Genomic DNA, 25,344 nt, shown 5'->3' with positions numbered 1-25,344 from the left:
GGGTTGCGAGTAAATAGCTGAAATCGGCATGGCGGCTAGCTTAGCCGCCGCGCACACCTGGGGCAATCACGCCTTGGCGACGGCCGGCGTCGACTTGCTGCGCGGGCGCAGTTGCGCGGCGGCCATGGCCGGGTCGGTCACGCCGGTTTCGGCGCGCATGCCGGCGGCAAGGAACGGCACCATCAGGCGCATCACTTGCTCGATGGAAGTGTTGACGCCGAAATCGGTTTCGGCAATCGCGCGTAAGGCCTTGATGCCGGACATGCTGAAGGCGGCGGCGCCGAGCATGAAGTGCACACGCCAGAACAGTTCGATCGGCGGAATACGCGGGGCGGCTTCGTTAACCAGCAGCATGTATCGGCGGAACACCTTGCCGTACATGTCTTCCAGATAACGGCGCAAGTGACCCTGGCTCTGGCTGAAGGCCAGCCCTAACAGGCGCATGAAGATCGATAGGTCGTTGCCGCTGCGCGGTTGAACCACCAGCGCTTGCTCAACCAGGATTTCCAGCAGGTCTTCCAGGCTTGGCTTGTTTTCGGGCTTGGTCTGGCGACGCTCCAGCTCACGGTCGAGGCTGGCACAGAACGGCCCCAGGAAGCGTGAGAACACCGCCTGGATCAGGGCTTTTTTCGAGCCGAAATGATAGTTCACGGCGGCGAGGTTAACCCCAGCCTTGCTGGTGATCAGCCGCAATGAAGTTTCAGCAAATCCTTTTTCCGCGAACAATTGCTCGGCAGCATCGAGAATGCGTTCAACGGTTTCCGACTGGGCCATGGCTACTCCGCCTGACAAACACTTGTTTGAAACATACGTTTCAGGGTGTGTCTTGTCAAGCCTGCGAGTCCGTTTTCCGGCCGGGCAGTCATCTATTTCATCGCTATTTAATCACATCCTTCGCGCCCTGTAGGCAGCGCTGTCTATGCCTTGCAGGAAGAGTGGCAGACGACCGTCCAGCGGCGTGCCAAAAAAGGATGATTGCCAAGCGCAGTTCACTGTATATAATCCCAGTCACTGTATAAAAAGACAGAGCGATCAACATGCTAAAACTGACGCCACGCCAAGCTGAGATTCTGGCTTTTATCAAGCGCTGCCTCGATGACAACGGCTACCCGCCGACGCGAGCGGAAATTGCGCTGGAACTGGGGTTCAAGTCCCCCAACGCCGCCGAAGAACACCTAAAGGCCCTCGCCCGCAAAGGCGCGATCGAGATGACCCCGGGTGCTTCACGCGGTATTCGTATCCCTGGCTTTGAAGCCAAGGCCGACGAATCGACCCTGCCGATCATCGGCCGCGTCGCCGCCGGTGCGCCGATCCTGGCGCAGCAGCACGTCGAAGAGTCCTGCAACATCAACCCGACCTTCTTCCATCCGCGTGCCGACTACCTGTTGCGCGTACACGGCATGAGCATGAAGGACGTGGGCATTTTCGACGGTGATCTGCTGGCCGTCCACACCACCCGCGAAGCCCGTAATGGCCAGATCGTCGTCGCCCGTATCGGCGATGAAGTCACCGTCAAACGCTTCAAGCGTGAAGGCAGCAAGGTCTGGCTTATGGCCGAGAACCCTGAGTTCGCCCCGATTGAAGTGAACCTGAAAGATCAGGACCTGGTGATCGAAGGCTTGAGCGTCGGCGTCATTCGCCGCTAAAGGAGGCACCATGCAGCTCGTGCACACACCGCAACACACACAACTGTCGCTGTTCGAGGCCTTTATGGCCCAACCCCTTGCGCCCATCCTCAAGGAAACGGTCGAAGCCCCCTGGGGCTCCGAACCTGAGGCGTTCAGTGAGCTGTCGTTGCGCGGTGCTGCCGGGAGCTGCCTGAGCCTGCTGGCGCCGATCCTTCGCGAATTGAGCGAGGAGCAGGACGCACGCTGGCTGACGCTGATCGCCCCGCCCGCCAGCCTGACCCAGGCCTGGCTGCGGGACGCAGGCCTCAACCGTGAGCGCATCCTGCTGCTGCAACCACGCGGCGCGCAAAGTGCTCAGCAACTGACGTGCGAAGCCTTGCGCCTGGGGCGCAGCCATACGGTGGTGAGCTGGTTGAACCCGCTGAATGCGGCCGCCAAGCAACAGCTGATCAGCGCCGCACGTACGGGCGATGCGCAGAGTTTGAATATTCGATTGGGGTAATGCGGCCTGATGCAGGCCAGCCTTGTGGACGGGCTTGTTGTGGCAGGCGAGCTTGTTGTGGCGAACGGGCTTGTTGTGGCGAGCGGGCTTGTTGTGGCGAGCGGGCTTGCCCCGCGTTGGGCTGCGCAGCAGCCCCAAAAACCAGGCACCGTGGAATACCTGATACACCGCATTAAAATATTTCAGGGCCGCTTCGCAGCCCAACGCGGGCCAAGCCCGCTCACCACAAAAAAAGCCTGCTCACCACGCAAGCACGCTCATCGCGAAGACTCAGTGAAGCACTCGCGGCCCATCTTCCTTCTCCGGCTCGCCTTCGGCCAGGCGACCAGCCATCTGCACACCAACGCTCAACATGGCTTTCGCCACTTCCACGTGCTGGCCTTGCAAGAACGCCTTAGCGTCCTCGGAAAAATCCAAAATAACCAGAGAACCCTCGTCCTCAGCCCGGCGCAGCTCGATTCGGCCGTCAGGCAGTTCAACAATTTCCAGAAAGGACGTTGGCATATAAGTCTGTTCTCCACGAAAGACCGGGATTATATCAGTCATCCACCCAGCCTCGCAGAGGATCTGAACAGGTTTCTTGGCGGCTTGATGAATGGTGCTTATTGAGGCCTGCGCCGCACTTCCTGTCTAACTGGGTTCAAATGTGGGAGCGGGCTTGCTCGCGAATGCGGAGTTTCAGTAAAGAATTCATTACAGACCCACCGCATTCGCGAGCAAGCCCGCTCCCACAGTTTTGATTCGTGTGTATCAGCAATAGCGCCTCAACACTCGTTCAAGCCTTCACGAAACCTGAGCGCCATCTTCTTCAGCGCCTGACGCCAGCTTTCCAGCTCCTCACGGCTCAGCGGCTTGGGCTCATCCTCTTCCAGCGCAACGGCCACGATCAGCGGCTGCGTCACATCGCCCTTGGGCACATGGGGGACACGCGGCGGTTGGAACATATCCGCATGCGCTTTGAGCAATCGCGCAACCCAACTGTCGGGGCTCTGGGCCATTTCCACCAGTTCGGCCAATTCAGGAATCGCCATGCTGTCCAGCACTTCGCGGTTCATGATCATTTCTGCGCGTGGCGCGCCTGCCTGGGGCAAGCGGTAGAACCCGGCAATTTCATGGCACAGGCCCAGCAAAGCGCCATAGAGGTGGAACAACGCCGCCTCACGCCCGGCCTGGACCAGCGCGATGGCATTCATCTCCTTCCCTTCCTCGGCGCGGCCAAGGGCTTCCAGGGACAAACCCGCGAAGTAAATTTTCTGATTGGTACGGGTATAGAGTTCGTTGGCCATAACGGCAGTCTCCACAACGAAATAAGCGTGATGCTGGCTGAACAGTGTCACGGATCAGCCAAGTTTCCTGCAAGCGCAAAAAAAGGCCGCCTTTTCAGGCGGCCTTTGTAGTAGGCAGATCAGCCGATCAAGCGCCCTGGCGCTTGTCCTCGACCTTCCACTTACCGCCGTCGTAGAACGCTTTCCAACCGGTAGGCTTGCCGTCCACCTCGGTCTGAACGTACTGCTCCTTGGTTTTGCGGCTGTAGCGGATCACGGACGGGCGACCGTCGGGATCCTTCTTCGGCGCTTCACACAGGAAGTGGTACTTCGGATCGATCTCGTCCTTGTGCGGCATGATCTCCATCACCAGCGGGGCACGGGTCTCGCGGTTTTTCGGGAACTGGCTGGCCGCCAGGAACAGGCCCGAAGCGCCGTCACGCAGGATGTAGGTGTCGTTGACCTTCTCGCACTTGAGTTCAGGCATCTTCACCGGGTCCATCTTCGGCGGCGCCGCGTCACCGCTTTTCAGCAGTTTGCGCGTGTTCTTGCAGGTCGGGTTGGTGCAGCCGAAGAACTTGCCGAAACGGCCGGTCTTGAGCTGCATCTCGCTGCCGCACTTGTCGCATTCCAGGCTCGGACCTTCGTAGCCTTTGATGCGGTAGGTGCCTTCTTCGATCTCGTAGCCATTGCAATCCGGGTTGTTACCGCAGATGTGCAACTTATGCTTCTCGTCGAGCAGGTAGGCGTCCATCGCCGTGCTGCAGATCGGGCAACGGTGCTTGCCACGCAATACCAGCGACTCGGACTCACCCTCGTCGTCGGCGGCAATCTCATCGCCCGGCACCAGGTTAACGGTGGCCTTGCAACGCTCCTTCGGCGGCAGGCTGTAGCCCGAGCAACCGAGGAACACACCGGTGGATGCGGTACGAATCTGCATCGGACGGCCGCATGTCAGGCATGGGATGTCGGTCATCACCGGCTGGTTGGCGCGCATGCCGCTATCAGGGCTTTCGGCTACTTCGAGTTTCTTTTTGAAGTCGCCGTAGAACTCATCCAGCACGTTTTTCCAGTCGCGTTCGCCCTGGGCCACGTCATCGAGGTTCTCTTCCATGCCGGCGGTGAAGCCGTAGTCCATAAGGTTGGAGAAGCTCTCGGACAGGCGCTCGGTGACGATGTCGCCCATCTTTTCCGAGTAGAAGCGGCGGTTGTGCAACGCCACGTAGCCACGGTCCTGGATGGTCGAGATGATTGCCGCATAGGTCGAAGGACGACCAATACCGCGTTTTTCCATCTCTTTTACCAGGCTGGCTTCGGAGTAACGCGCCGGCGGCTTGGTGAAGTGCTGGGACGGGTCGAGCTTGATCAGCTTCAACGTGTCGCCCTGGGCCATGTCCGGCAGCACGTCGTCATCGCCTGGCTTGGCGATTTGCGGCATCACGCGGGTATAGCCGTCGAACTTGAGGATACGGCCCTTGGCACGCAGCTCGAAGTCGCCTGCGCCCACACTGACGGTGGTGGACAGGTATTGCGCCGGCAGCATCTGGCACGCCAGGAACTGGCGCCAGATCAGCTCGTAGAGGCGCTCAGCGTCGCGCTCCATGCCGCTCAGCTTGCTTGGCTCGGTTTTGGCGTCGGAAGGACGAATCGCTTCGTGAGCCTCTTGTGCGCCTTCCTTGCTGCTGTAGACGTTCGGCTTCTCCGGCAGGTACTTCTTGCCGAACTCGCTTTCAATATAAGTACGCGCCATCGCCACCGCGTCTTGCGACAGGTTGGTGGAGTCGGTACGCATATAGGTGATGTAGCCGGCTTCGTACAGACGCTGGGCCATCATCATGGTCTTCTTCACGCCAAATCCCAGGCGGTTGCTCGCGGCCTGTTGCAGCGTGGAGGTGATAAACGGCGCCGACGGTTTGCTGCTGGTCGGTTTGTCTTCGCGCTTGACGATGCTGTAGCTGGAAGCCTTGAGCTTCTCCAGCGCGGCCATGGCCTGGGCTTCGTTCAGCGGCTTGAAGGCCTCGCCTTTCTCGCGGGCCACTTCAAAGCGCACGTTGTTGCCCTTGGCAGTGCCCAGGTCAGCATGCACTTCCCAGTATTCTTCGGGGTTGAACGCGCGGATCTCGCGCTCACGCTCCACCACCAGCTTGACCGCTACCGATTGCACACGGCCGGCGGACAGGCCACGAGCGATCTTCGCCCACAGCAGTGGCGAGACCATGTAACCCACCACGCGGTCGAGAAAACGACGCGCCTGCTGGGCGTTAACACGGTCGATGTCCAGCTCGCCCGGCTTGGAGAAGGCTTCCTGGATGGCTTTTTTGGTGATTTCGTTGAACACCACACGCTTGTAGCGGCTGTCATCACCGCCGATGGCTTCGCGCAGGTGCCAGGCAATGGCTTCCCCTTCGCGGTCCAAGTCCGTCGCGAGATAGATGGTGTCAGCATCTTTGGCGAGCCGGCGCAGCTCTTCGATGACCTTTTCCTTGCCCGGAAGGATTTCGTACTTGGCCTTCCAGCCATGATCCGGGTCCACACCCATGCGTGAGACCAGCTGCTTGCGCGCTTTCTCTTTAGGGCTGAGCACCGGACCTTCGCCCGCAGCCGCCTTGCCGCGCTTGGCGGCAGGCTCCTTGCTGGCGCTAGCCGAACCGCTGGTGGGCAGGTCTCGGATATGGCCGATACTCGACTTCACCACGTACTCGTTGCCCAAGTACTTGTTGATGGTCTTGGCCTTAGCCGGGGATTCCACAATGACCAGCGATTTGCCCATGGATCGGAAAATTCCTGAATTCGAGAAGTGAAAGGCAGTTGGCGCCTGTCGCGGCAACGCTATATATAGTGGCAACAAGGTGAGGTCAAGCGCAGCATTCTGCGCGGCCTGCCGTTATTGCCCTGAAAAAAGACTGGGTTCGACCTGCACCAAAGCAAAGCGCGGGACCTGCTCGCCGTCAACTTCGACAGTCTCCAGGAACATGCTCAATGGGCGTACCCAAAAGCCGTAATCGCCATACAGTGCTTGGTAAAACACCACTTCTTCTTCGGTCTCGGAGTGCCGCGCCACATTAAAAACACGGTACTGCGGGCCCTTGTAATGTTGGTAGAGCCCTGGTTCGACTTTCATGCTTTGGCCCTCGTGCAAAATTTGTTGAAAAAAAATATTAAAAATTCCAAAAAACAAAAACCGGGGCACTGGGCCCCGGCTTCCGTCAGCGAAACGTTTAGATACGTTCGAAGACGGTGGAAATGCCTTGGCCAAGACCAATGCACATGGTTGCAACCCCAAGGTTGCCGCCATTTTGCTTCATCACGTTAAGCAAAGTGCCGGAGATACGTGCACCGGAGCAACCGAATGGGTGGCCCAGGGCAATCGCGCCGCCGTGCAGGTTAACCTTCTCATTCATCTTGTCGAGTACTTTCAAATCTTTCAGCACTGGCAGGGCCTGTGCGGCGAAAGCTTCGTTGAGCTCGAAGAAGTCGATATCGGAGATGGTCAGGCCCGCGCGCTTCAAGGCTTTTTGTGTGGCCGGTACTGGACCATAGCCCATGATTGCCGGGTCCACACCTGCCACTGCCATCGAACGGATCACCGCCATCGGCTGAATGCCCAGGTCCTGGGCACGCTGCGCCGACATCACGATCATGCACGAAGCACCGTCGGTGATTTGCGACGACGTACCGGCTGTCACGGTGCCGCCCTTTGGATTGAAGGCGGGCTTCAAGGCCGCCAGGCTTTCCAGGGTGGTATCCGGACGAATGGTTTCGTCGTAGTCGAACAGTTTGAGGAAACCGTTCTCGTCGTAACCGTTCATCGGGATGATTTCATCCTTGAACTTGCCTTCCACGGTCGCCTTGTGGGCCAACTGGTGGGAGCGCACGCCGAAGGCGTCCTGGGCTTCGCGGGTAATGCCGTGCATTTTGCCGAGCATTTCTGCGGTAAGGCCCATCATGCCCGAGGCTTTTGCCGCGTACAGCGACATGTGCGGGTTAGGGTCGACGCCGTGCATCATGCTGACGTGGCCCATGTGCTCCACGCCGCCGACCACGAACACATCGCCGTTGCCGGTCATGATCGCCTGGGCTGCGGTGTGCAGCGCGCTCATCGACGAGCCACACAGGCGGCTGACAGTCTGGCCAGCTGCGGTGTGCGGGATCTGGGTCATCAACGACGCCATGCGCGCGATGTTCCAGCCCTGCTCCAGAGTCTGGTTGACGCAGCCCCAGATCACGTCTTCGACTTCGTTAGGGTCGACCTTGACGTTACGCTCCAGCAACTTGCTGATCAGGTGCGCCGACATGTCTTCGGCGCGGGTGTTGCGGTGCATGCCGCCCTTGGAGCGGCCCATTGGCGTGCGACCGAAGTCGACAATCACCACGTCTCTTGGATTCAAGCTCATAAATATTCTCGCTCTATTCGTCTGGGCGCTTAACCGAAGAAGCTTTGGCCGTTTTTGGCCATTTCACGCAGCTTCGCGGTCGGGTGGTACAGCGGGCCCAAATCAGCGTATTTGTCAGCCAGGGCAACGAACTCAGCCACACCGATCGAGTCGATGTAACGCAGCGCACCACCACGGAATGGAGGGAAACCAATACCGTACACCAGGCCCATATCGGCTTCGGCGGCGGTTTCAACGATGCCGTCTTCCAGGCAACGCACGGTTTCCAGGCACAGGGCGATCATCATCCAGTTGATGATGTCCTCATCGGACACCTCACGCTGTTCGTAGATGACTGGCGCGAGTACTTCGTGCACCGACGGGTCGGCCACTTTCTTCTGCTTGCCCTTCTTGTCAGCCTCGTAGGCGTAGAAGCCCTTGCCGTTCTTCTGGCCCAGGCGCTTGGCCTCGTAGAGCGCGTCGATCGCCGAGCGGCGGTCGTCTTTCATGCGGTCCGGGAAGCCTTCAGCCATTACGTCACGACCGTGGTGGCCAGTGTCGATACCGACCACGTCCATCAGGTACGCCGGGCCCATTGGCCAGCCGAATTTTTCCATGACTTTGTCGATGCGCACAAAGTCGACACCGGCGCTGACCAGCTTGGCGAAACCGCCGAAGTACGGGAACAGTACGCGGTTGACCAGGAAGCCCGGGCAGTCATTGACTACGATCGGGTTCTTGCCCATTTTCTTGGCGTAGGCAACGGTGGTGGCAACGGCCAGCTCGCTGGACTTCTCGCCACGGATCACTTCCACCAGCGGCATCATGTGCACCGGGTTGAAGAAGTGCATGCCGACAAAGTTTTCCGGACGCTTGAGGGCCTTGGCCAGCAGCGAGATGGAAATGGTCGAGGTGTTCGAGGCCAGGATGGTGTCGTCTTTAACCTGGGCTTCCACTTCAGCCAGTACGGCTTGCTTGACCTTTGGGTTTTCGACTACGGCTTCGACCACCAGGTCGACGTGGCCGAAATCGCCGTAGGACAGCGTAGGACGAATGCCGTTAAGCACTTCAGCCATCTTCGCGGCGGTCATGCGACCTTTATCAACGCGGCCCACCAGCAGCTTGGCGGCTTCTGCCAGGCCTTGCTCGATGCCGTGCTCGTTGATGTCTTTCATCAGGATCGGCGTGCCTTTGGACGCCGACTGATAAGCGATACCGCCACCCATGATGCCGGCGCCGAGTACGGCCGCCTGTTTCACGTCGCGGGCAATCTCGTCGTAGGCCTTGGCCTTTTTCTTCAGTTCCTGATCGTTCAGGAACAGGCCGATCAGGCTCTGGGCAGCCGAGGTTTTCGCCAGTTTGACGAAGCCGGCGGCTTCCACTTCCAGGGCTTTGTCGCGACCGAAGTTCGCAGCCTTCTGGATGGTCTTGATCGCTTCAACCGGCGCCGGGTAGTTCGGGCCGGCCTGGCCAGCCACGAAACCTTTGGCGGTTTCGAACGACATCATTTGTTCGATGGCGTTGAGCTTGAGTTTTTCCAGCTTCGGCTGACGCTTGGCCTTGTAGTCAAATTCGCCGCTGATGGCGCCTTTGATCAGGTTCAGGGCGGCTTCGGCCAGTTTATCCGGGGCAACCACAGCGTCGACGGCGCCGACTTTCAGCGCATCTTCGGCACGGTTTTCCTTACCGGCGGCGATCCACTCGATCGCATTGTCGGCACCGATCAGGCGCGGCAGGCGCACAGTGCCGCCAAACCCTGGGTAGATGCCCAGTTTGACTTCAGGCAAGCCGATTTTGGCGGTGGCCGACATGACGCGGAAGTCTGCAGCCAGGCACATTTCCAGGCCGCCGCCCAACGCGATGCCATTGATGGCAGCCACGGTTGGCACGTTGAGGTCTTCGAAATCGCTGAAAATCTTGTTGGCTTCGAGGTTGCCGGCCACAAGCTCTGCATCGGGCAGCTTGAAGTTGTCGACGAATTCGGTGATGTCAGCGCCGACGATAAACACGTCCTTGCCGCTGGAGACGATCACGCCCTTGACCGAAGCATCTGCTTTGATGGTGTCTACGGCCTGACGCAGTTCGTTCAGGGTTAGACGGTTGAACTTGTTGACGGACTCACCCTTGAGGTCGAATTTCAGTTCGACGATGCCACTTTCAAGAGCCTTAACCGTGATGGCTTTACCTTCGTAAATCATCAACTGATCTCCACGATATGGAAGCTGAACAGTACACACTGGACGCTGGCCTATTGGTTGGACATTGATAGTTGCGTCAATGCTCATGCCAATCCGCCAGGCACACCCGCCAATGCGCTAGTCGGGGTTCTGTATGAGTCGTCTGACAGACAAACGCTCAATTCATACGCCCGTTTGATTTGGGTACGTCACCTTCATCCAATTCAGGGCAATTGTCAATCGCCCGAAAGGCCAGGAAAAGCGCGACTTTCCAGTCAGTTCAGAACCCCACGCCCACGCCCTGTCAATATTCAAATATTCACAGAATCAATAATAAAAAAGATGTGGGAAAAGGCTGTACAGAATCGGATATGCCGCTAGGCTTGCGACAACCGCAAAGCGCCCGTGATGAACACCCGGCGCGAGGAACACAGAATTACCGGCCTGCCTGGCCAACTCCAGCCCGATGATGATGTCGGGCTTTTTAATGCCTGGCTTTTAACGCCATGGCGTCATGCCAAGGCCTTGAGCAGCGTATCGATGTCCTTCAGCACGCTGGCCTCGCCCTTCTCGCCCCAATACAAGGCGATCATTTGCTTGTCGGCCTCGACCTTGTAGACGTTGGCCGGCAACGTCGCAAAATGCGGCAACAACTTTTCATCCTCACACACTTCACGCCACTGATTGACCCACACGCCTGGCGACATTTGCCAATAACTCCACAGCGCCGGCGTGCTGCCGCGCCGTGGCCTGCAGTACTGCGCGCAGGGGCTCGGCGGCTCTTGGGCAAGCCAGTGCGGCCACTCCTGCGGCGCCAATTGCATGGCCAAACCGATGCGGCGCGCCTCCATACGCAGGGCCATGCGCCCGCTCTGATGGCGCGACGGGCGCAGCCATGCCAGGGGGCTCAGAACCACCAGAAGGATTGACACCACTATCCAGACCGTCATATGTGTACTCCCGAATTTCCAGATGTGCGGATTTGAGCTGACGCAACCCCATCCGCTTGAAACCAGCCATACTGAACTTATTGCAGTCTCCTGGAGGAACGCGCCATGCCCAACGAACATTCCTACAAACATATCCTGGTCGCTGTCGATCTGACCGAAGAGTGCGACCCGGTTATCAAGCGCGCTCAGGCTTCAGCAATCGCCAACGGCGCCAAGCTGTCACTCGTGCATATCGTCGAGCCCATGGCCATGGCTTTTGGTGGCGACGTACCCATGGACCTTTCCCAGTTGCAGCAACAGCAGTTTGACCAGGCCAAAGAGCGCCTGGATCGCTTGATCCTCAAATACCCGGAAGTGACCAAGGAAAACTCCCACCTCACCTACGGCCAGCCGCGCCAGGAAATCCATCACCTGGCCAAAGAGCAGAACTGCGACCTGATCGTGGTCGGCAGCCATGGTCGCCATGGCCTGGCGTTGTTGCTGGGTTCTACCGCCAATGACGTGCTGCACGGCGCGCCGTGTGATGTGCTGGCGGTGAAGCTGGTAAAAAGCTCGTAAGAACACTGCAGAACCAGTGTGGGAGCCAGCTCCCACACAAACCAGCTCCCACCTTTTGAATCGCATTTCATATAAAAAAGCCCGGCGCTCATAAAAATGAGCGCCGGGCTTTTTATTACCAACGAATCACTCAGGCATCCAGCTCAGCCCAACGCTCCATCAGCACTTCCAGCTCCTGGTTCAATGTTTCCAGGGAAGCAATCACCTTGGCGGTTTCCGCCGCCGGGCGCAGGTAGAAACCCGCGTCAGCCATGTCTGCTTCGACCGCAGCGATCTGCTGTTCCTTGGCGTCGATATCACCCGGCAGGGCTTCCAGCTCGCGTTGCAGCTTGTAGCTGAGCTTCTTCTTGGCCGCCGGTGCAGCGTCCGCAACCGGTGCAGCAGCGGCCACAGGCGCCACCACTGCCGAGGTCAGGTCGGCCTTGCCGGACTTGCTCTCGGTCACGCCCAACAGGCGCGGCGAGCCGCCCTGGCGCAGCCAGTCCTGGTAACCACCGACGTATTCACGCACCTTGCCTTCACCTTCGAAGACCAGGGTGCTGGTCACCACGTTGTCGAGGAATGCCCGGTCGTGGCTGACCATCAGCACGGTGCCGTTAAAAGTCAGCAGCACCTCTTCCAGCAATTCCAAGGTTTCAACGTCGAGGTCGTTGGTCGGTTCGTCGAGTACCAGCAGGTTGGCCGGTTTGCTGAACAGTTTGGCCAGCAACAGACGCGCACGCTCACCACCGGACAAGGCTTTCACCGGTGTACGTGCGCGCTGCGGGCTGAACAGGAAGTCGCCCAGGTAGCTCAGCACGTGGCGGCTCTGGCCGTCGATGTCGATAAAGTCGCGGCCTTCGGCAACGTTGTCGATCACGGTTTTTTCCAGGTCCAACTGGTGGCGCAACTGGTCGAAGTAGGCCACGTCGATCTTGGTGCCTTCCTCTACCTTGCCGTTGGTCGGCTGCAGGCCATTGAGCATCAGCTTGAGCAAGGTGGTCTTGCCGGTGCCGTTGGCGCCCAGCAGGCCGATACGGTCGCCGCGCTGCAGGACCATGGAGAAGTCCTTGATCAGGAACGGGCCGTCCGGGTGATGGAAACTGACGTTTTCCAGCACCATCACTTGCTTGCCCGATTTGTCGGCGGTATCCAGTTGGATATTGGCCTTGCCAGTGCGCTCGCGACGTTCACTGCGCTCGTTGCGCAAGGCTTTCAGGGCGCGCACACGGCCTTCGTTACGGGTGCGACGCGCCTTGATGCCCTGGCGGATCCAGACTTCTTCCTGGGCCAGTTTCTTGTCGAACAGCGCGTTGGCGGTTTCTTCAGCGGCCAGTGAGGCTTCCTTGTGCACCAGGAAGCTGGCGTAGTCGCCGTTCCAGTCGATCAGGCCGCCACGGTCCAGTTCGAGGATGCGCGTGGCCAGGCTCTGCAGGAAAGCACGGTCGTGCGTGATAAACAGCACGGCGCCCTGGAAGTCCTTGATGGCTTCTTCAAGCCAGGCGATCGCACCGATGTCCAAGTGGTTGGTTGGTTCGTCGAGCAGCAGCAGGTCCGGCTCAGACACCAGCGCCTGGGCCAGCAGCACGCGACGACGCCAGCCACCGGACAACTCGGCGAGGGTCTTGTCGGCCGGCAGTTGCAGGCGGCTCAGGGTGCTGTCGACCAGTTGCTGCAAGCGCCAGCCGTCACGGGCTTCGAGGTCTTGCTGAACATGCATGAGCTTGTCCAGGTCGGCTTCGGTGACGCAATTCTGCGCCAGGTGATGGTACTGCGCGAGCAACTCGCCCACGCCGTCGAGGCCTTCGGCAACCACGTCGAACACTGTCCGTCCGTCGGCCACCGGCAATTCCTGGGGCAATTCGCCAATCTTGAGGCCCGGCGCGCGCCATACAGAGCCGTCATCGGGCTTCTGGTCGCCTTTTACCAGCTTCATCATGCTGGACTTGCCGGTGCCGTTGCGGCCGATGATGCACACCCGCTCACCACGGGCGATCTGCCAGGACACCTTGTCCAACAACGGCATAGCGCCGAAAGCAAGGGACACATCGCTGAATTTGAGCAGGGTCATACGCTTCTCCAAAAACTGGGCGCGCATTCTACCTGACTTGAGGGTGGGATGCGGCCGGCATTTTTGCCACAGACACGTTCTGTAGGACATTTACAGTGAACTGCTGCCAGCCGGCCGGCAAAGCTTTCGCCAGCCGCAGGCAAAAGGCTAAGCTAGGGGCAATCAGTGTCGGCGGTGCCGGTGCTAGTCGTGATTTCTCTGCACGGACGTCTCATGCGCAGTCGCCTTTTCAACTTTTTATCTTGTCTGCTTCTTTCCGCCACCGCCGTTCAATCCGCCCAGGCCGTGGACCTCACCACCCAACGTCAATATTACGATGAAGCCAAACGCGCCCTCGCCAAAGGCGACAGCGGCCCGTACATGCAATACAGCCAGGCCCTGGCCGACTATCCGCTCACGCCGTACCTGGCCTACGACGAGCTGACCGCGCGCCTCAAAACCGCGAGCAACGAGGAAATCGAGCAGTTCCTCGCCAAAAACGGCGACCTGCCCCAGGCCAACTGGATGAAACTGCGCTGGTTACGCTGGCTGGCTGACCGGGGTGACTGGCAAACCTTTGAAAAGTACTACGACGCCAAGCTCAATTTCGTCGAGCTGGACTGCCTGCATGGCCAGTACCAGCTGACGCACAACCTCAAAGCCGAAGGCTACAAGACCACCGAAAAACTCTGGATGACCGGCAAATCCCAGCCGGCCGCCTGTGACGCCACCTTTGGCCAGTGGGCCGCCGACGGCCAACTCACCGAACAGAAAATCTGGGACCGCGCCAAGCTCGCCGCCGAAGCCCGCAACTACGCGCTGGCCAACAGCCTGGTAAAAACCCTGCCGACCCTCGGCGCCCAAGGCCGCCTGATGATCGACGTGGCGCAAAAGCCCGACATGCTCAGCGACCCGTCGCGCTTCCTGCCGGCCAATGAGGCCATGTCCGACGCCGTGGGCCTGGGCCTGCGCCGCCTGGCACGCCAGGACCCGGACAAGGCCATGGCCCTGCTCGACGGCTATGCCAGCAGCATGCACTTCTCCCGTGACGAAAAAGTGTCGATCGCCCGCGAAATCGGCCTGACCCTCGCGCGCCGCTACGACCCACGCGCCCTCGACGTGATGACCCAGTACGACCCCGAGCTGCGTGACAACACCGTCTCCGAATGGCGCCTGCGCCTGCTGTTGCGCCTGGCGCGCTGGGAAGATGCCTACCAGTTGACCCGCAAACTCCCACAAGACCTGGCCACCACCAACCGCTGGCGTTACTGGCAGGCGCGCAGCCTGGAACTGGCCGAGCCAAAGAACCCGCAGCCGCTGGTGCTGTACAAAAACCTCGCGCAGGAACGTGATTTCTACGGTTTCCTCGCCGCTGATCGCTCCAAAGCGCCGTACCAGTTGAAGAACAAACCGCTGGTGATGAGCCAGGCGCTGATCAACAAAGTGCGCAACACCCCCGGTGTGCGCCGCGCGATGGAGTTCTACGCACGCGGCCAGATTGTCGATGGCCGCCGCGAGTGGTACCACGTCAGCCGTCACTTCAACCGCGATGAAATGGTCGCCCAGGCCAAGCTGGCCTACGACATGAAGTGGTACTTCCCGGCGATCCGCACCATCAGCCAGGCGCAGTACTGGGATGACCTGGATATCCGTTTCCCGATGGCTCACCGCGACACGCTGGTGCGTGAAGCCAAGGTGCGTGGCCTGCATTCAAGCTGGGTGTTCGCCATCACCCGCCAGGAAAGTGCCTTCATGGACGACGCCCGCTCCGGCGTGGGTGCCAGTGGCCTGATGCAACTGATGCCCGGCACCGCCAAAGAAACCGCACGCAAATTCAGCATCCCGCTGGCCTCCCCGGCTCAGGTGCTGGACCCGGACAAGAATATCCAGCTCGGCGCCGCTTACCTGAGCCAGGTACACAGCCAGTTCAACGGCAACCGCGTACTCGCCTCCGCCGCCTACAACGCCGGCCCCGGCCGTGTGCGCCAGTGGCTGCGCGGTGCCGATCACCTGAGTTTCGACGTGTGGGTGGAAAGCATCCCGTTCGACGAAACCCGCCAGTATGTGCAGAACGTGCTGTCTTATTCGGTGATCTACGGGCAGAAGCTTAATTCACCGCAGCCGCTGGTGGATTGGCATGAGCGGTATTTTGATGATCAGTAAGACTGACTGAAGTGCGATCGGCAGGCTTGATGTGGCAAGTAGGCTTGTTGTGGCGAGCAGGCTTGCCCTGCGCTGGAGTGCGAAGCGCTCCCTATTCAGCCCCGCCATGGTGTAACTGATAGACCGAGTCGGCAGGTTTTGGGGCTGCTACGCAGCCCAACGCGGGGCAAGCCCGCTCGCCACATAGATCGAGCTAGCCTTGGTTTTTCGCAACCTCACCGCCATCACTGAACTGCAACGCCGCCAAGCGCGCATACAGCGGGTTACTCGCAATCAACTGTTGATGCGTGCCCACTGCCACCAGCTTGCCCTGGTCCATCACCGCAATGCGGTCGGCGTTCTTCACCGTGGCCAGCCGATGCGCAATCACCAGCGTGGTGCGGCCCTGCATCAGTTGCGGCAAGGCTTGCTGGATCAAGTGTTCACTCTGCGCATCGAGGGCGCTGGTGGCTTCGTCCAGCAGCAGGATCGGCGCGTCCACCAGCAACGCGCGGGCGATGGCCAGGCGCTGGCGCTGGCCGCCGGAGAGGCCCATGCCGCCGTCGCCCAGATGGGTCCGGTAGCCGTCGGGCATTTGCAGGATGAAGTCGTGGGCGTGGGCGATGCGTGCCGCGGCTTCGACCTGTTCGCGGGTGGCGGACGGGTTGCCGTAACGGATGTTCTCCTCAACGCTGCCGAAAAACAGCGCCGGGCTCTGGGACACCAAGGCGAAATGACGGCGCAGGTCCATCGGCTCGAGTTCAGTCAGCGCGTGCCCTTCGAGCAGGATGCGGCCCTGCTGCGGGTCGTAGAAGCGCAGCAGCAAATCAAAGATCGTCGATTTACCCGCGCCGGATGGCCCGACCAACGCCAGGGTTTCGCCGGGGTTGATGCTCAGGCTCAAGCCGTCGATGGCGTAGCTGTCCGGCCGCGACGGGTAGGAAAAGCGCAGGTCTTGCAGCTCCATACGACCACTGACCCGCTCCGGCAACTGCACGGTGCCTTCGGCGGGGGCCTGGATATCGTTGTTTGATTGCAACAGTTCGCCAATCCGCTCAGCGGCACCGGCGGCGCGCTGCAACTCGCCGAGCACTTCGCTCAGGGTGCCTACCGCACTGCCGACGATCAGGCTGTAAAACACGAACGCCGCCAGCTCACCGCCGGAAATGCGCCCACTGATCACATCCATACCGCCTACCCACAGCATCACGCCCACGGCGCCGAGCACCAGCATGATCACCAGCGTAATCAGCCAGGCGCGCTGTGCAATGCGTTTACGCGCGGTGGCAAACGCCTCTTCCACGGTGACGGCAAAGCGCTGTTCGTCCTGCACCTGGTGGTTGTAGGCCTGCACGGTCTTGATCTGGCCAAGCGTCTCCGACACGTAGCTGCCCACATCGGCAATACGGTCCTGGCTCAGCCGCGACAGGCTGCGCACGCGACGACCGAAGATCAGGATCGGCGCCAGCACCAGCGGCAGCGCCACCACCACGATGCTGGTGAGTTTGGGGTTGGTGACAAACAACAGCACGATGCCGCCGATGACCATCAAGGCATTGCGCAGGAACAGCGACAGGGACGAGCCGATCACCGATTGCAGCAAGGTGGTGTCGGTGGTCAGCCGCGACTGGATCTCCGAACTGCGGTTGTTCTCGTAAAAGCCTGGGTGCAGGTAGATCAGGTGATTGAAGACTTGCCGACGAATGTCCGCCACCACCCGTTCGCCGATCCACGACACCAGGTAAAACCGCGCAAACGTACCCACGGCCAGGCCCAGTACCAGCACCATGAACAGGCCGATGGACTGGTTGAGCAGGTGCGGCGACTGGGTCATGAAGCCTTGGTCCACCAGCAGGCGAATACCCTGCCCCATGGACAAGGTGATGCCGGCGGTGACAATCAGCGCCAGCAAGGCGCCCAGCGCCTGCCAACGGTAGGGCGCGATAAAGCGGCTGGCCAGGCGAATGGCACGGCGTTGACGGACTGAGAACATGGCGGGCATACCGATGAGGAACCTGTACACCAACATTGGGGGAACTTAGCTAAATAACAATGCGTCAGGTTAATTATGCCCGCCGATATCGATGCCTAGAGGCTATCGGTCTAACGCCTGGGTGGAAATTTGTATCGGTTTCTGCTGGACTGGGCGTTCGAACCGGTGATCGTGTAAGGAGTTGTAATAGCGCGGTCACGCGGGGGGATTAGATTAGGTACACAACCTGATGAGGAGACAGGCCATGACCTTGCAAAACAGCAGTGACGCCAAAATTGAAGTGATTCGCCAGCCGCAGCAGTTGCCGTGCTCGTATATCGATGCCAAGGGCCGCGAAGTGCAGATTACCGAAGAAATGATCCAGCAAGCGTGCAGCGACCTGGAACAGCGACTGGTCAAACCTGCCAAGCAAGGCTGACGCGCCCAGGCTCTTTCAGACCCGGCCTCTATGGCCGGGTTTTTTATGCCTGGATGTTTGTGCTCGGATTTGCGTGGCAGTCCTATAAAGGCATGGCGCCCAATGCAGTGACGATGTTCGACAACACTGCCGACTCGCCATTGATCCGCACCTTCAGGCCATCGAGCTCGCGACGCTCCGGGTAATGCTTGCGCAGCAGGTCAAACGCCTTGCGCTGCTCTTGCACGGTGCCTACGAGACTACGGCGAAAATCCGCATCATCGCGGCGCGGGTCATACACACTGCGGCACAAGGTCGCCAGCGCCCAGGCCGGGTCTGTGGAGGCATTAAGATGCACCTCGGTCAGCCATGGCTGCGGCAGCAAATCAGCCAGCTGAATACCGGGTTCCTGGCCCAGATAGGCGCAGAACGCCTGGTAGATCTGCGCCGTGCCGCGCTGTTTGCCGTCGAGGCTGTAGCCGGCGATATGCGGTGTGGCCAGCACGCACAGGTCGGCCAGGTCGACGTCCACTTCGGGCTCGCCTTCCCACACGTCCAGCACCGCTTGCAGGTCTTCGCGCTCCAGCAGCACTTGGCGCAGGGCCGCGTTATCGACGACAGGGCCGCGGCTGGCGTTGATCAGCCAGGTGCCGGGCTTGAGACGGCCAAGGCGCTCACGATCAAACAGGTGCCAAGTGGAGCCATTGCCGGATTTGGTCAGCGGTGTGTGCAGGCTGATCACGTCGCACTGCTCGATGATCTGCGCCAGGCTCACGTAATCGCCGTCTTCGGCGATCTGCCGTGGGGGGTCGCACACCAGCACGTTCCAGCCCAGGCCTTTAAGCACCTTGACCAGACGCCCGCCCACTTCACCGGCACCGACCACGCCGTAAGTGCGCTGGTTCAGGTCGGCGCCTTCGATTTCGGCCAGGGTCTGCAAACTGCCCAGCACGTAGTCCACCACGCCGCGGGCATTGCAGCCTGGGGCGCTGGACCAGGTGATACCGGCCTGCTTGAAGTAATCCAGGTCCAGGTGATCGGTACCGATGGTGCAGGTGCCCACAAAGCGCACCTTGGAGCCGTCCAACAAGGCACGGTTGACGTTGGTGACCGAGCGCACCAGCAGCACATCGGCCTGCTCGACCGTGGCGCGGTCGATGGAACGCCCGGGTACGCGGCGAATCTCGCCAAACCCTTCGAAGAAGGCATCGAGCAGCGGAATATTTTCGTCGGCAACAATCAACATGGCAGGCTCCTTTCGCGGATTGGCAGTGTACAGGGATGCGTAGTTTGAGTGTGGGAGCCAGCTCCCACACAAGTCCGCTCCACAAGGATTCTGAGGTGCCCGACAGGTCGCATTACAAATCAGCAACACAGGTTTTTTCCTGACCACTGCGTCAAAGCGTAGACTTCGCCGTCCTTTGCACCTCTTTTACTGGACACCCGCACGTGAACACCGCCACCGCCACCCTTTCCCGCCCCGCCCGCGTCAGTCGCGAGGTCCGCAGCCTGCTGACCCTGGCCCTGCCGATCATGATCGGCCAACTCGCCACCACGGCCATGGGCTTTGTCGATGCGGTGATGGCCGGGCGCGTGAGCCCGCGAGACCTGGCGGCGGTGGCCTTGGGCAACTCGATCTGGATTCCGGTGTACCTGCTGATGACCGGCACGCTGCTGGCCACCACACCCAAAGTCGCCCAGCGCTTCGGCGCCGGTCACCACACCGAAATTGGCCCGCTGGTGCGCCAATCCCTGTGGCTGGCAGTGGTGGTGGGCATCACTGCCTTGCTGATGCTGATCAGCGCCGAGCCGATCCTGCACGCAATGAATGTCGACCCCGAGTTGATCAAGCCCTGCATGGCCTACCTGCACGGCATCGCGTCCGGCATGCCCGCCATCGCCCTGTATTACGTGTTGCGTTGCTTCAGTGATGGCCTGGGCCGTACGCGCCCCAGCATGGTCATGGGCCTGTGCGGGCTGGCGTTGAACATTCCACTGAACTACGTGTTCATTTATGGCCACTTCGGTGTGCCGGCCATGGGCGGCGTGGGCTGTGGCTGGGCTACAGCCATTGTGATGTGGGTGATGATGCTCGGCCTCGCCGCCTGGACCCGCTGGGCACCGGCGTATCAGAGCAGCGAGTTGTTCAAGCGTTTCGACTGGCCGCAATGGGCCGTGATCAAGCGCGTGCTGGGCATCGGTCTGCCGATCGGGATCGCCGTGTTTGCCGAATCGAGCATCTTTGCGGTGATCGCCCTGCTGATCGGCAGCCTGGGCGCCAACGTGGTCGCCGGGCATCAGATCGCGCTGAACTTCAGCTCGCTGGTGTTTATGATTCCCTATTCACTGAGCATGGCGGTCACGGTGCGGGTCGGCCAGGCACTGGGCCGTGGCGAGCCGCGTGAAGCACGCTTTGCCGCCGGGGTCGGCATGGGCACGGCACTGACCTACGCGTGCCTGTCCTGCAGCCTGATGCTGCTGTTTCGCGAACAGATTGCCACGATTTACACGCCTGACCCGCTGGTGATCCATGTGGCATCGATGCTGATCGTGTTTGCGGCGCTGTTCCAGTTCTCCGACGCGATCCAGGTCACTGCTGCCGGCGCGCTGCGTGGCTACCAGGACACACGGGTGACCATGGTGTTGACCTTGTTTGCTTACTGGGGCGTGGGGTTGCCGGTGGGTTATGCCTTGGGGCTGACCGACTGGCTGGGCGCAGCGAGCGGGCCGAGTGGGCTGTGGCAAGGGCTGATCGTGGGCTTGAGCTGCGCCGCAGCGATGCTGGTGATCCGCCTGGCACGCAGCGCGCGCCGGCGGATTCGCCTGGTTTAAGCGGACTTCTTGCGAATCCAGTACAGGTATTTGCCGGCCTGCTCCTGCTGATCTACCAGTTCGTGGTCGAGGAACACGCAGAATTTGGGAATATCACGGCGGGTCGACGGGTCGGTGGCGATCACTTTGAGCAAGCCGCCCGGCGGCAGGTCGCGGATGTGCTGGTGCAACATCATCACCGGTTCCGGGCAGTTGAGGCCGGTGGCGTCGAGCACAGCGTCTACAGGCAGGTCGAGGGTTTGATTCATACATCACTCCTGAAACGGGCGCCGCTCAACAATGTGGGAGCGGGCTTGCTCGCGAAGACGCGGGCACATTCACTATAAATTTCGACTGTTATACCGCTTTCGCGAGCAAGCCCGCTCCCACATTTAAACTTAGCCAGACACACAATCAGCGGGATTTAGGTTTCTTCGTATCCACCAAGCGACGCAGGTGGCAGGTCACTTCCTCACGGTCGTGATACAGCTGCTTGCAGCCGATTTCCACTCGAATGCCACGGGCCTTGAAGCCGTCTTCGATGCGCTCAAGCAAACGCTTTACCTCAGCATAACGCTGCTTCATCGGCAGTTTCAGGTTCACCACCGCTTCGCGGCAATGCCCTTCGCCAATCCAGGTTTCCAGCAGCGCGGCGTTACGCGCCGGTTTCTCGACGATATCGCAGACCATCCAGTCCACCGGCTGCTTGGGCACGAAGGTAAAGCCGTCGGCCATCAAGTGCTGTACCAGGCCGGTGTCCATCAGGCTTTCGGCCATGGGGCCGTTGTCGATGGCGGTCACCAGCATGCCGCGGTTGACCAGTTGCCAGGTCCAGCCGCCGGGTGCTGCGCCGAGGTCGACGCCGGTCATGTCGCCGTGCAGGCGTTCGTCCCACTGGTCGCGGGGGATGAAGTGGTGCCAGGCTTCTTCCAGCTTCAGGGTCGAACGGCTGGGCGCGTCACGCGGGAACTTGAGACGCGGGATGCCCATCGGCCACATGGCCGAGTTGTTCGACTCGGCCAGGCCCATGAACACTTCGCGGCCACTTTTGAAGGTCAGCAGCAGGCGCGGCTTGCTCGGGTCGTCCACCAGCTTGCCGGCATTGAGCAGGGCTTTGCGCAGGTGCACTTCGAATTTCTTGCAGAAGTTCGACAGCTCTTTGCCGTCGTTGGTGTCGACCATCTCCAGCCACAGGCTGCCGCACACCGGGAATTCGCGCAGGTGGGCGAGGATCACGCTGATGCGGTCGGTTTCCGGCAGGTCGATAAATACCCCGCGCGCCCACTGCCTTGGGAAGATCAGCTCGGCAAACCGCTGGCCGTGCATCAAGCGCTGGGCGCCGTCTTCTTCGGTGCAGACAAATTCGGCGCAGGCGCTGCCGGTCTTGGCCTTGGCGTAGCCGGAAACGTTCAGGCGCGCGGCGTGTTCCGCGATCTCGGAACAGACTTCGCCTTCAAAACCCGGGCGGCAGTGCATAAAAAGGGTGTTCATCAACTCTCCTGGTGACTCAACCGGCCTTGCGCTATCGCAATACCTGTCATGAAAACGCGCGCATGATAGCCGAGTTCGGAACCTTGGACTTAACGATAGAGTCCAGTTATTAGCCTGCTAATGAAAACAGCGCTAAGTTGAAAGCTCTGTTCGTCCCGTCAGGTCCGTAGCCGTGCGGACCATAAGGAGTCATGTAATGTCATCGCTAGATAGCCTGAGAACCCTTAAAACCCTGCAGATCGACGACAAGACCTACCACTACTTCAGCTTGCCCGAAGCCGCCAAGAGCCTGGGTGACTTGGATAAGCTGCCGATGTCCCTCAAGGTGCTGCTGGAAAACCTGCTGCGCTGGGAAGACAACAAAACCGTGACCGGCACTGACCTCAAGGCCATCGCCGCCTGGCTCAAAGAGCGCCAGTCCGACCGCGAGATCCAGTACCGCCCGGCCCGCGTATTGATGCAAGACTTTACCGGCGTACCCGCGGTGGTCGACCTGGCCGCTATGCGCGCCGCCGTGGCCAAGGCCGGTGGCGACCCGCAGCGCATCAACCCGCTCTCCCCCGTGGACCTGGTGATCGACCACTCGGTGATGGTCGACAAGTTCGGCAACGCCGACGCCTTTGAGCAAAACGTCGACATCGAGATGCAGCGCAACGGCGAACGCTACGCCTTCCTGCGCTGGGGCCAGAACGCTTTCGACAACTTCAGCGTGGTGCCACCGGGCACCGGCATCTGCCACCAGGTTAACCTCGAATACCTGGGCCGCACGGTGTGGACCAAAGACGAAGACGGCCGTACTTACGCCTTCCCCGACACGCTGGTGGGCACCGACTCCCACACCACCATGATCAACGGCCTGGGCGTACTCGGCTGGGGCGTGGGCGGCATCGAAGCGGAAGCTGCGATGCTCGGCCAGCCGGTGTCGATGCTGATCCCGGAAGTGATCGGCTTCAAGCTGACCGGTAAATTGAAAGAAGGTATTACTGCCACCGACCTGGTGCTGACCGTCACCCAGATGCTGCGTAAAAAAGGCGTGGTCGGCAAATTCGTCGAGTTCTACGGAGACGGCTTGGCCGACCTGCCCCTGGCCGACCGCGCCACCATCGCCAACATGGCCCCGGAATACGGCGCCACTTGCGGCTTTTTCCCGGTGGACGAGGTGACGCTGGACTACCTGCGCCTGTCCGGCCGCCCTGCCGAGACCGTCAAGTTGGTGGAGGCTTACACCAAGGCCCAGGGCCTGTGGCGTAACGCCGGCCAGGAACCGGTGTTCACCGACACCCTGGCACTGGACATGGGCAGCGTCGAAGCCAGCTTGGCCGGGCCGAAACGCCCGCAGGACCGCGTGTCACTGCCGAATGTCGGCCAGGCGTTCACTGACTTTCTCGACCTGCAATTCAAACCCGCCAGCAAAGAAGAAGGCCGCCTGGAAAGTGAAGGCGGCGGCGGGGTTGCCGTGGGCAATGCGGATTTGGTCGGCGAAACCGATTACGAGTACGACGGCCACACCTACCGCCTCAAAAACGGCGCGGTGGTGATCGCCGCAATTACCTCCTGCACCAACACCTCCAACCCCAGCGTGATGATGGCCGCAGGGCTGGTGGCGAAAAAAGCCGTGGAAAAAGGCCTGACCCGCAAGCCGTGGGTGAAAACCTCCCTGGCGCCCGGCTCCAAAGTGGTGACCGACTACTACAAGGCGGCCGGTCTCACCCACTACCTCGACACGCTCGGCTTTGATCTGGTCGGCTACGGCTGCACCACCTGCATCGGCAACTCCGGGCCATTACCCGAGCCAATTGAAAAAGCCATTCAGAAGGCCGACCTGGCCGTGGCTTCGGTGCTGTCGGGCAACCGCAACTTTGAAGGCCGCGTACACCCGCTGGTGAAAACCAACTGGCTGGCCTCGCCGCCGCTGGTGGTCGCCTATGCCTTGGCCGGCACCGTGCGCATCGACATCAGCAGCGAGCCGCTGGGCGAAGGCAAGGACGGCAAGCCGGTGTACCTCAAAGACATCTGGCCGAGCAGTCAGGAGATTGCCGACGCCGTGGCCCAGGTCAGCACCGGCATGTTCCACAAGGAATATGCCGAAGTGTTTGCCGGTGACGAGCAGTGGCAGGCGATTGAAGTGCCACAGGCGGCCACCTATGTGTGGCAGAAGGATTCGACCTACATCCAGCATCCGCCGTTCTTCGACGATATTTCCGGGCCATTGCCGGTGATCGAAGACGTCAAGGGCGCCAACGTGCTGGCCCTGCTGGGCGATTCGGTGACCACCGACCACATCTCCCCCGCCGGCAATATCAAGACCGACAGCCCCGCTGGCCGTTACCTGCGCGAACAGGGCGTGGAGCCGCGTGACTTCAACTCCTACGGCTCACGTCGGGGTAACCATGAAGTGATGATGCGCGGCACCTTTGCCAATATCCGTATCCGCAATGAAATGCTCGGTGGCGAAGAAGGCGGCAACACGCTGTACATCCCTACCGGCGAGAAAATGCCGATCTACGACGCCGCGATGAAGTACCAGGCCTCGGGCACGCCGCTGGTGGTGATTGCAGGCCAGGAATACGGCACCGGCTCAAGCCGCGACTGGGCGGCCAAGGGCACTAACCTGCTGGGGGTCAAGGCGGTGATCGCCGAGAGTTTCGAGCGGATTCACCGTTCCAACCTGGTGGGCATGGGCGTATTGCCGTTGCAGTTCAAACTGGACCAGAACCGCAAGGCGCTCAAGCTGACCGGCAAGGAGAAGATCGACATTCTGGGGCTGACCGATGCCGAGATCGAGCCAAGGATGAACCTGACGCTGGTGATCACCCGCGAAGACGGCAGCAGCGAGAAGGTTGAGGTGCTGTGCCGGATTGATACGCTTAATGAGGTGGAGTACTTCAAGGCCGGCGGCATCTTGCACTATGTGCTGCGCCAGTTGATCGCGTCGTAAGCAACACTGCAAAACCAAATGTGGGAGCGGGCTTGCTCGCGAATGCGGTGGGTCAGTCAATTAAAGTATCGACTGACACTGCGCATTCGC

At 60.4% G+C, this 25,344-nt stretch carries 20 protein-coding genes; 7 read left to right on the top strand and 13 right to left on the bottom strand.

Features of this window, described 5'->3' with window-relative positions; all coding sequences use genetic code 11:
* Positions 1-66: 66 nt before the first annotated feature.
* Positions 67-774: a transcriptional regulator PsrA gene (psrA, locus tag BFP92_RS08850; RefSeq protein ID WP_058419618.1), complete on the bottom strand. Its 708-nt coding sequence runs from the start codon at positions 772-774 to the stop codon at positions 67-69.
* A gap of 263 nt (positions 775-1,037) precedes the next feature.
* Here psrA and lexA point away from each other — a divergent pair, with 263 nt between their 5' ends.
* Complete coding sequence (gene lexA / locus BFP92_RS08845) at positions 1,038-1,646, top strand: transcriptional repressor LexA (RefSeq protein ID WP_017137423.1); 609 nt, start codon at positions 1,038-1,040, stop codon at positions 1,644-1,646.
* Positions 1,647-1,656: 10 nt separating this feature from the next.
* Complete coding sequence (gene sulA, locus BFP92_RS08840; RefSeq protein WP_065929180.1) at positions 1,657-2,130, top strand: SOS-induced cell division inhibitor SulA; 474 nt, start codon at positions 1,657-1,659, stop codon at positions 2,128-2,130.
* A 270-nt stretch (positions 2,131-2,400) separates the two neighbouring features.
* Here sulA and BFP92_RS30270 read toward each other — a convergent pair whose 3' ends face one another.
* From BFP92_RS30270 to BFP92_RS08805, 7 genes are all read right to left on the bottom strand, one after another.
* Complete coding sequence (locus BFP92_RS30270; RefSeq protein ID WP_017254451.1) at positions 2,401-2,634, bottom strand: hypothetical protein; 234 nt, start codon at positions 2,632-2,634, stop codon at positions 2,401-2,403.
* A 260-nt stretch (positions 2,635-2,894) separates the two neighbouring features.
* Positions 2,895-3,416 carry a DUF6586 family protein gene (locus BFP92_RS08830; protein WP_065929178.1) on the bottom strand — a complete coding sequence of 174 codons (522 nt, stop codon included), beginning with the start codon at positions 3,414-3,416 and terminating at the stop codon, positions 2,895-2,897.
* Positions 3,417-3,543: 127 nt separating this feature from the next.
* Positions 3,544-6,165, bottom strand: coding sequence for a type I DNA topoisomerase (topA, locus tag BFP92_RS08825; RefSeq protein ID WP_065929177.1), 2,622 nt, complete (start codon positions 6,163-6,165; stop codon positions 3,544-3,546).
* Positions 6,166-6,279: 114 nt separating this feature from the next.
* Positions 6,280-6,516 carry a DUF1653 domain-containing protein gene (locus tag BFP92_RS08820; protein WP_017137419.1) on the bottom strand — a complete coding sequence of 79 codons (237 nt, stop codon included), beginning with the start codon at positions 6,514-6,516 and terminating at the stop codon, positions 6,280-6,282.
* A 97-nt stretch (positions 6,517-6,613) separates the two neighbouring features.
* Positions 6,614-7,789: an acetyl-CoA C-acyltransferase FadA gene (gene fadA / locus BFP92_RS08815; RefSeq protein WP_017137418.1), complete on the bottom strand. Its 1,176-nt coding sequence runs from the start codon at positions 7,787-7,789 to the stop codon at positions 6,614-6,616.
* Between the two features lie 29 nt (positions 7,790-7,818).
* Entirely contained in the window at positions 7,819-9,966 is a 2,148-nt protein-coding gene (gene fadB / locus BFP92_RS08810; protein WP_017137417.1) for a fatty acid oxidation complex subunit alpha FadB, read from the bottom strand.
* A 491-nt stretch (positions 9,967-10,457) separates the two neighbouring features.
* On the bottom strand, positions 10,458-10,895 hold the full coding sequence (locus BFP92_RS08805; protein WP_017137416.1) for a hypothetical protein: 438 nt from the start codon (positions 10,893-10,895) through the stop codon (positions 10,458-10,460).
* 105 nt (positions 10,896-11,000) lie between these two features.
* Between BFP92_RS08805 and BFP92_RS08800 the strand changes: the two genes are divergently transcribed.
* Entirely contained in the window at positions 11,001-11,453 is a 453-nt protein-coding gene (locus tag BFP92_RS08800) for a universal stress protein (protein WP_058419614.1), read from the top strand.
* Between the two features lie 130 nt (positions 11,454-11,583).
* Here BFP92_RS08800 and BFP92_RS08795 read toward each other — a convergent pair whose 3' ends face one another.
* A complete protein-coding gene (locus BFP92_RS08795; RefSeq protein ID WP_065929176.1) occupies positions 11,584-13,503 on the bottom strand; it encodes an ATP-binding cassette domain-containing protein in 1,920 nt (639 codons plus the stop codon).
* 213 nt (positions 13,504-13,716) lie between these two features.
* On the opposite strand from BFP92_RS08795, the gene BFP92_RS08790 reads away from it, so the two are divergent.
* Positions 13,717-15,645, top strand: coding sequence for a transglycosylase SLT domain-containing protein (locus BFP92_RS08790; protein ID WP_065929175.1), 1,929 nt, complete (start codon positions 13,717-13,719; stop codon positions 15,643-15,645).
* Positions 15,646-15,838: 193 nt separating this feature from the next.
* Here the strand turns inward: BFP92_RS08790 and BFP92_RS08785 are convergent, their stop codons facing one another.
* The gene (locus BFP92_RS08785; protein WP_170875826.1) at positions 15,839-17,626 is read right to left on the bottom strand and encodes an ABC transporter transmembrane domain-containing protein; all 1,788 of its coding nucleotides are present in this window, start codon (positions 17,624-17,626) and stop codon (positions 15,839-15,841) included.
* A 235-nt stretch (positions 17,627-17,861) separates the two neighbouring features.
* Here BFP92_RS08785 and BFP92_RS31700 point away from each other — a divergent pair, with 235 nt between their 5' ends.
* Positions 17,862-18,035, top strand: coding sequence for a PA1571 family protein (locus BFP92_RS31700; protein ID WP_163005420.1), 174 nt, complete (start codon positions 17,862-17,864; stop codon positions 18,033-18,035).
* 82 nt (positions 18,036-18,117) lie between these two features.
* Here BFP92_RS31700 and pdxB read toward each other — a convergent pair whose 3' ends face one another.
* Positions 18,118-19,260, bottom strand: coding sequence for a 4-phosphoerythronate dehydrogenase PdxB (pdxB, locus tag BFP92_RS08780; protein WP_065929174.1), 1,143 nt, complete (start codon positions 19,258-19,260; stop codon positions 18,118-18,120).
* A gap of 203 nt (positions 19,261-19,463) precedes the next feature.
* Here pdxB and BFP92_RS08775 point away from each other — a divergent pair, with 203 nt between their 5' ends.
* Positions 19,464-20,846, top strand: a complete 1,383-nt coding sequence (locus BFP92_RS08775) for an MATE family efflux transporter (protein WP_065929173.1) — start codon at positions 19,464-19,466, stop codon at positions 20,844-20,846.
* Here BFP92_RS08775 and tusA read toward each other — a convergent pair.
* Positions 20,843-21,094 carry a sulfurtransferase TusA gene (gene tusA / locus BFP92_RS08770; protein ID WP_065929172.1) on the bottom strand — a complete coding sequence of 84 codons (252 nt, stop codon included), beginning with the start codon at positions 21,092-21,094 and terminating at the stop codon, positions 20,843-20,845. The genes BFP92_RS08775 and tusA overlap by 4 nt on opposite strands.
* A gap of 145 nt (positions 21,095-21,239) precedes the next feature.
* On the bottom strand, positions 21,240-22,316 hold the full coding sequence (gene rlmM, locus BFP92_RS08765; protein ID WP_065929171.1) for a 23S rRNA (cytidine(2498)-2'-O)-methyltransferase RlmM: 1,077 nt from the start codon (positions 22,314-22,316) through the stop codon (positions 21,240-21,242).
* 196 nt (positions 22,317-22,512) lie between these two features.
* Between rlmM and acnA the strand changes: the two genes are divergently transcribed.
* Positions 22,513-25,254 carry an aconitate hydratase AcnA gene (gene acnA / locus BFP92_RS08760; protein ID WP_065929170.1) on the top strand — a complete coding sequence of 914 codons (2,742 nt, stop codon included), beginning with the start codon at positions 22,513-22,515 and terminating at the stop codon, positions 25,252-25,254.
* The last annotated feature ends 90 nt before the right edge of the window (positions 25,255-25,344 follow it).

It is taken from the genome of Pseudomonas sp. 58 R 3, from assembly GCF_900006605.1.
GTDB lineage: Bacteria > Pseudomonadota > Gammaproteobacteria > Pseudomonadales > Pseudomonadaceae > Aquipseudomonas > Aquipseudomonas salomonii.
The sequence above is the reverse complement of the archived record's forward strand: the minus strand, read 5'-3'. Positions and strand labels throughout refer to the sequence as shown.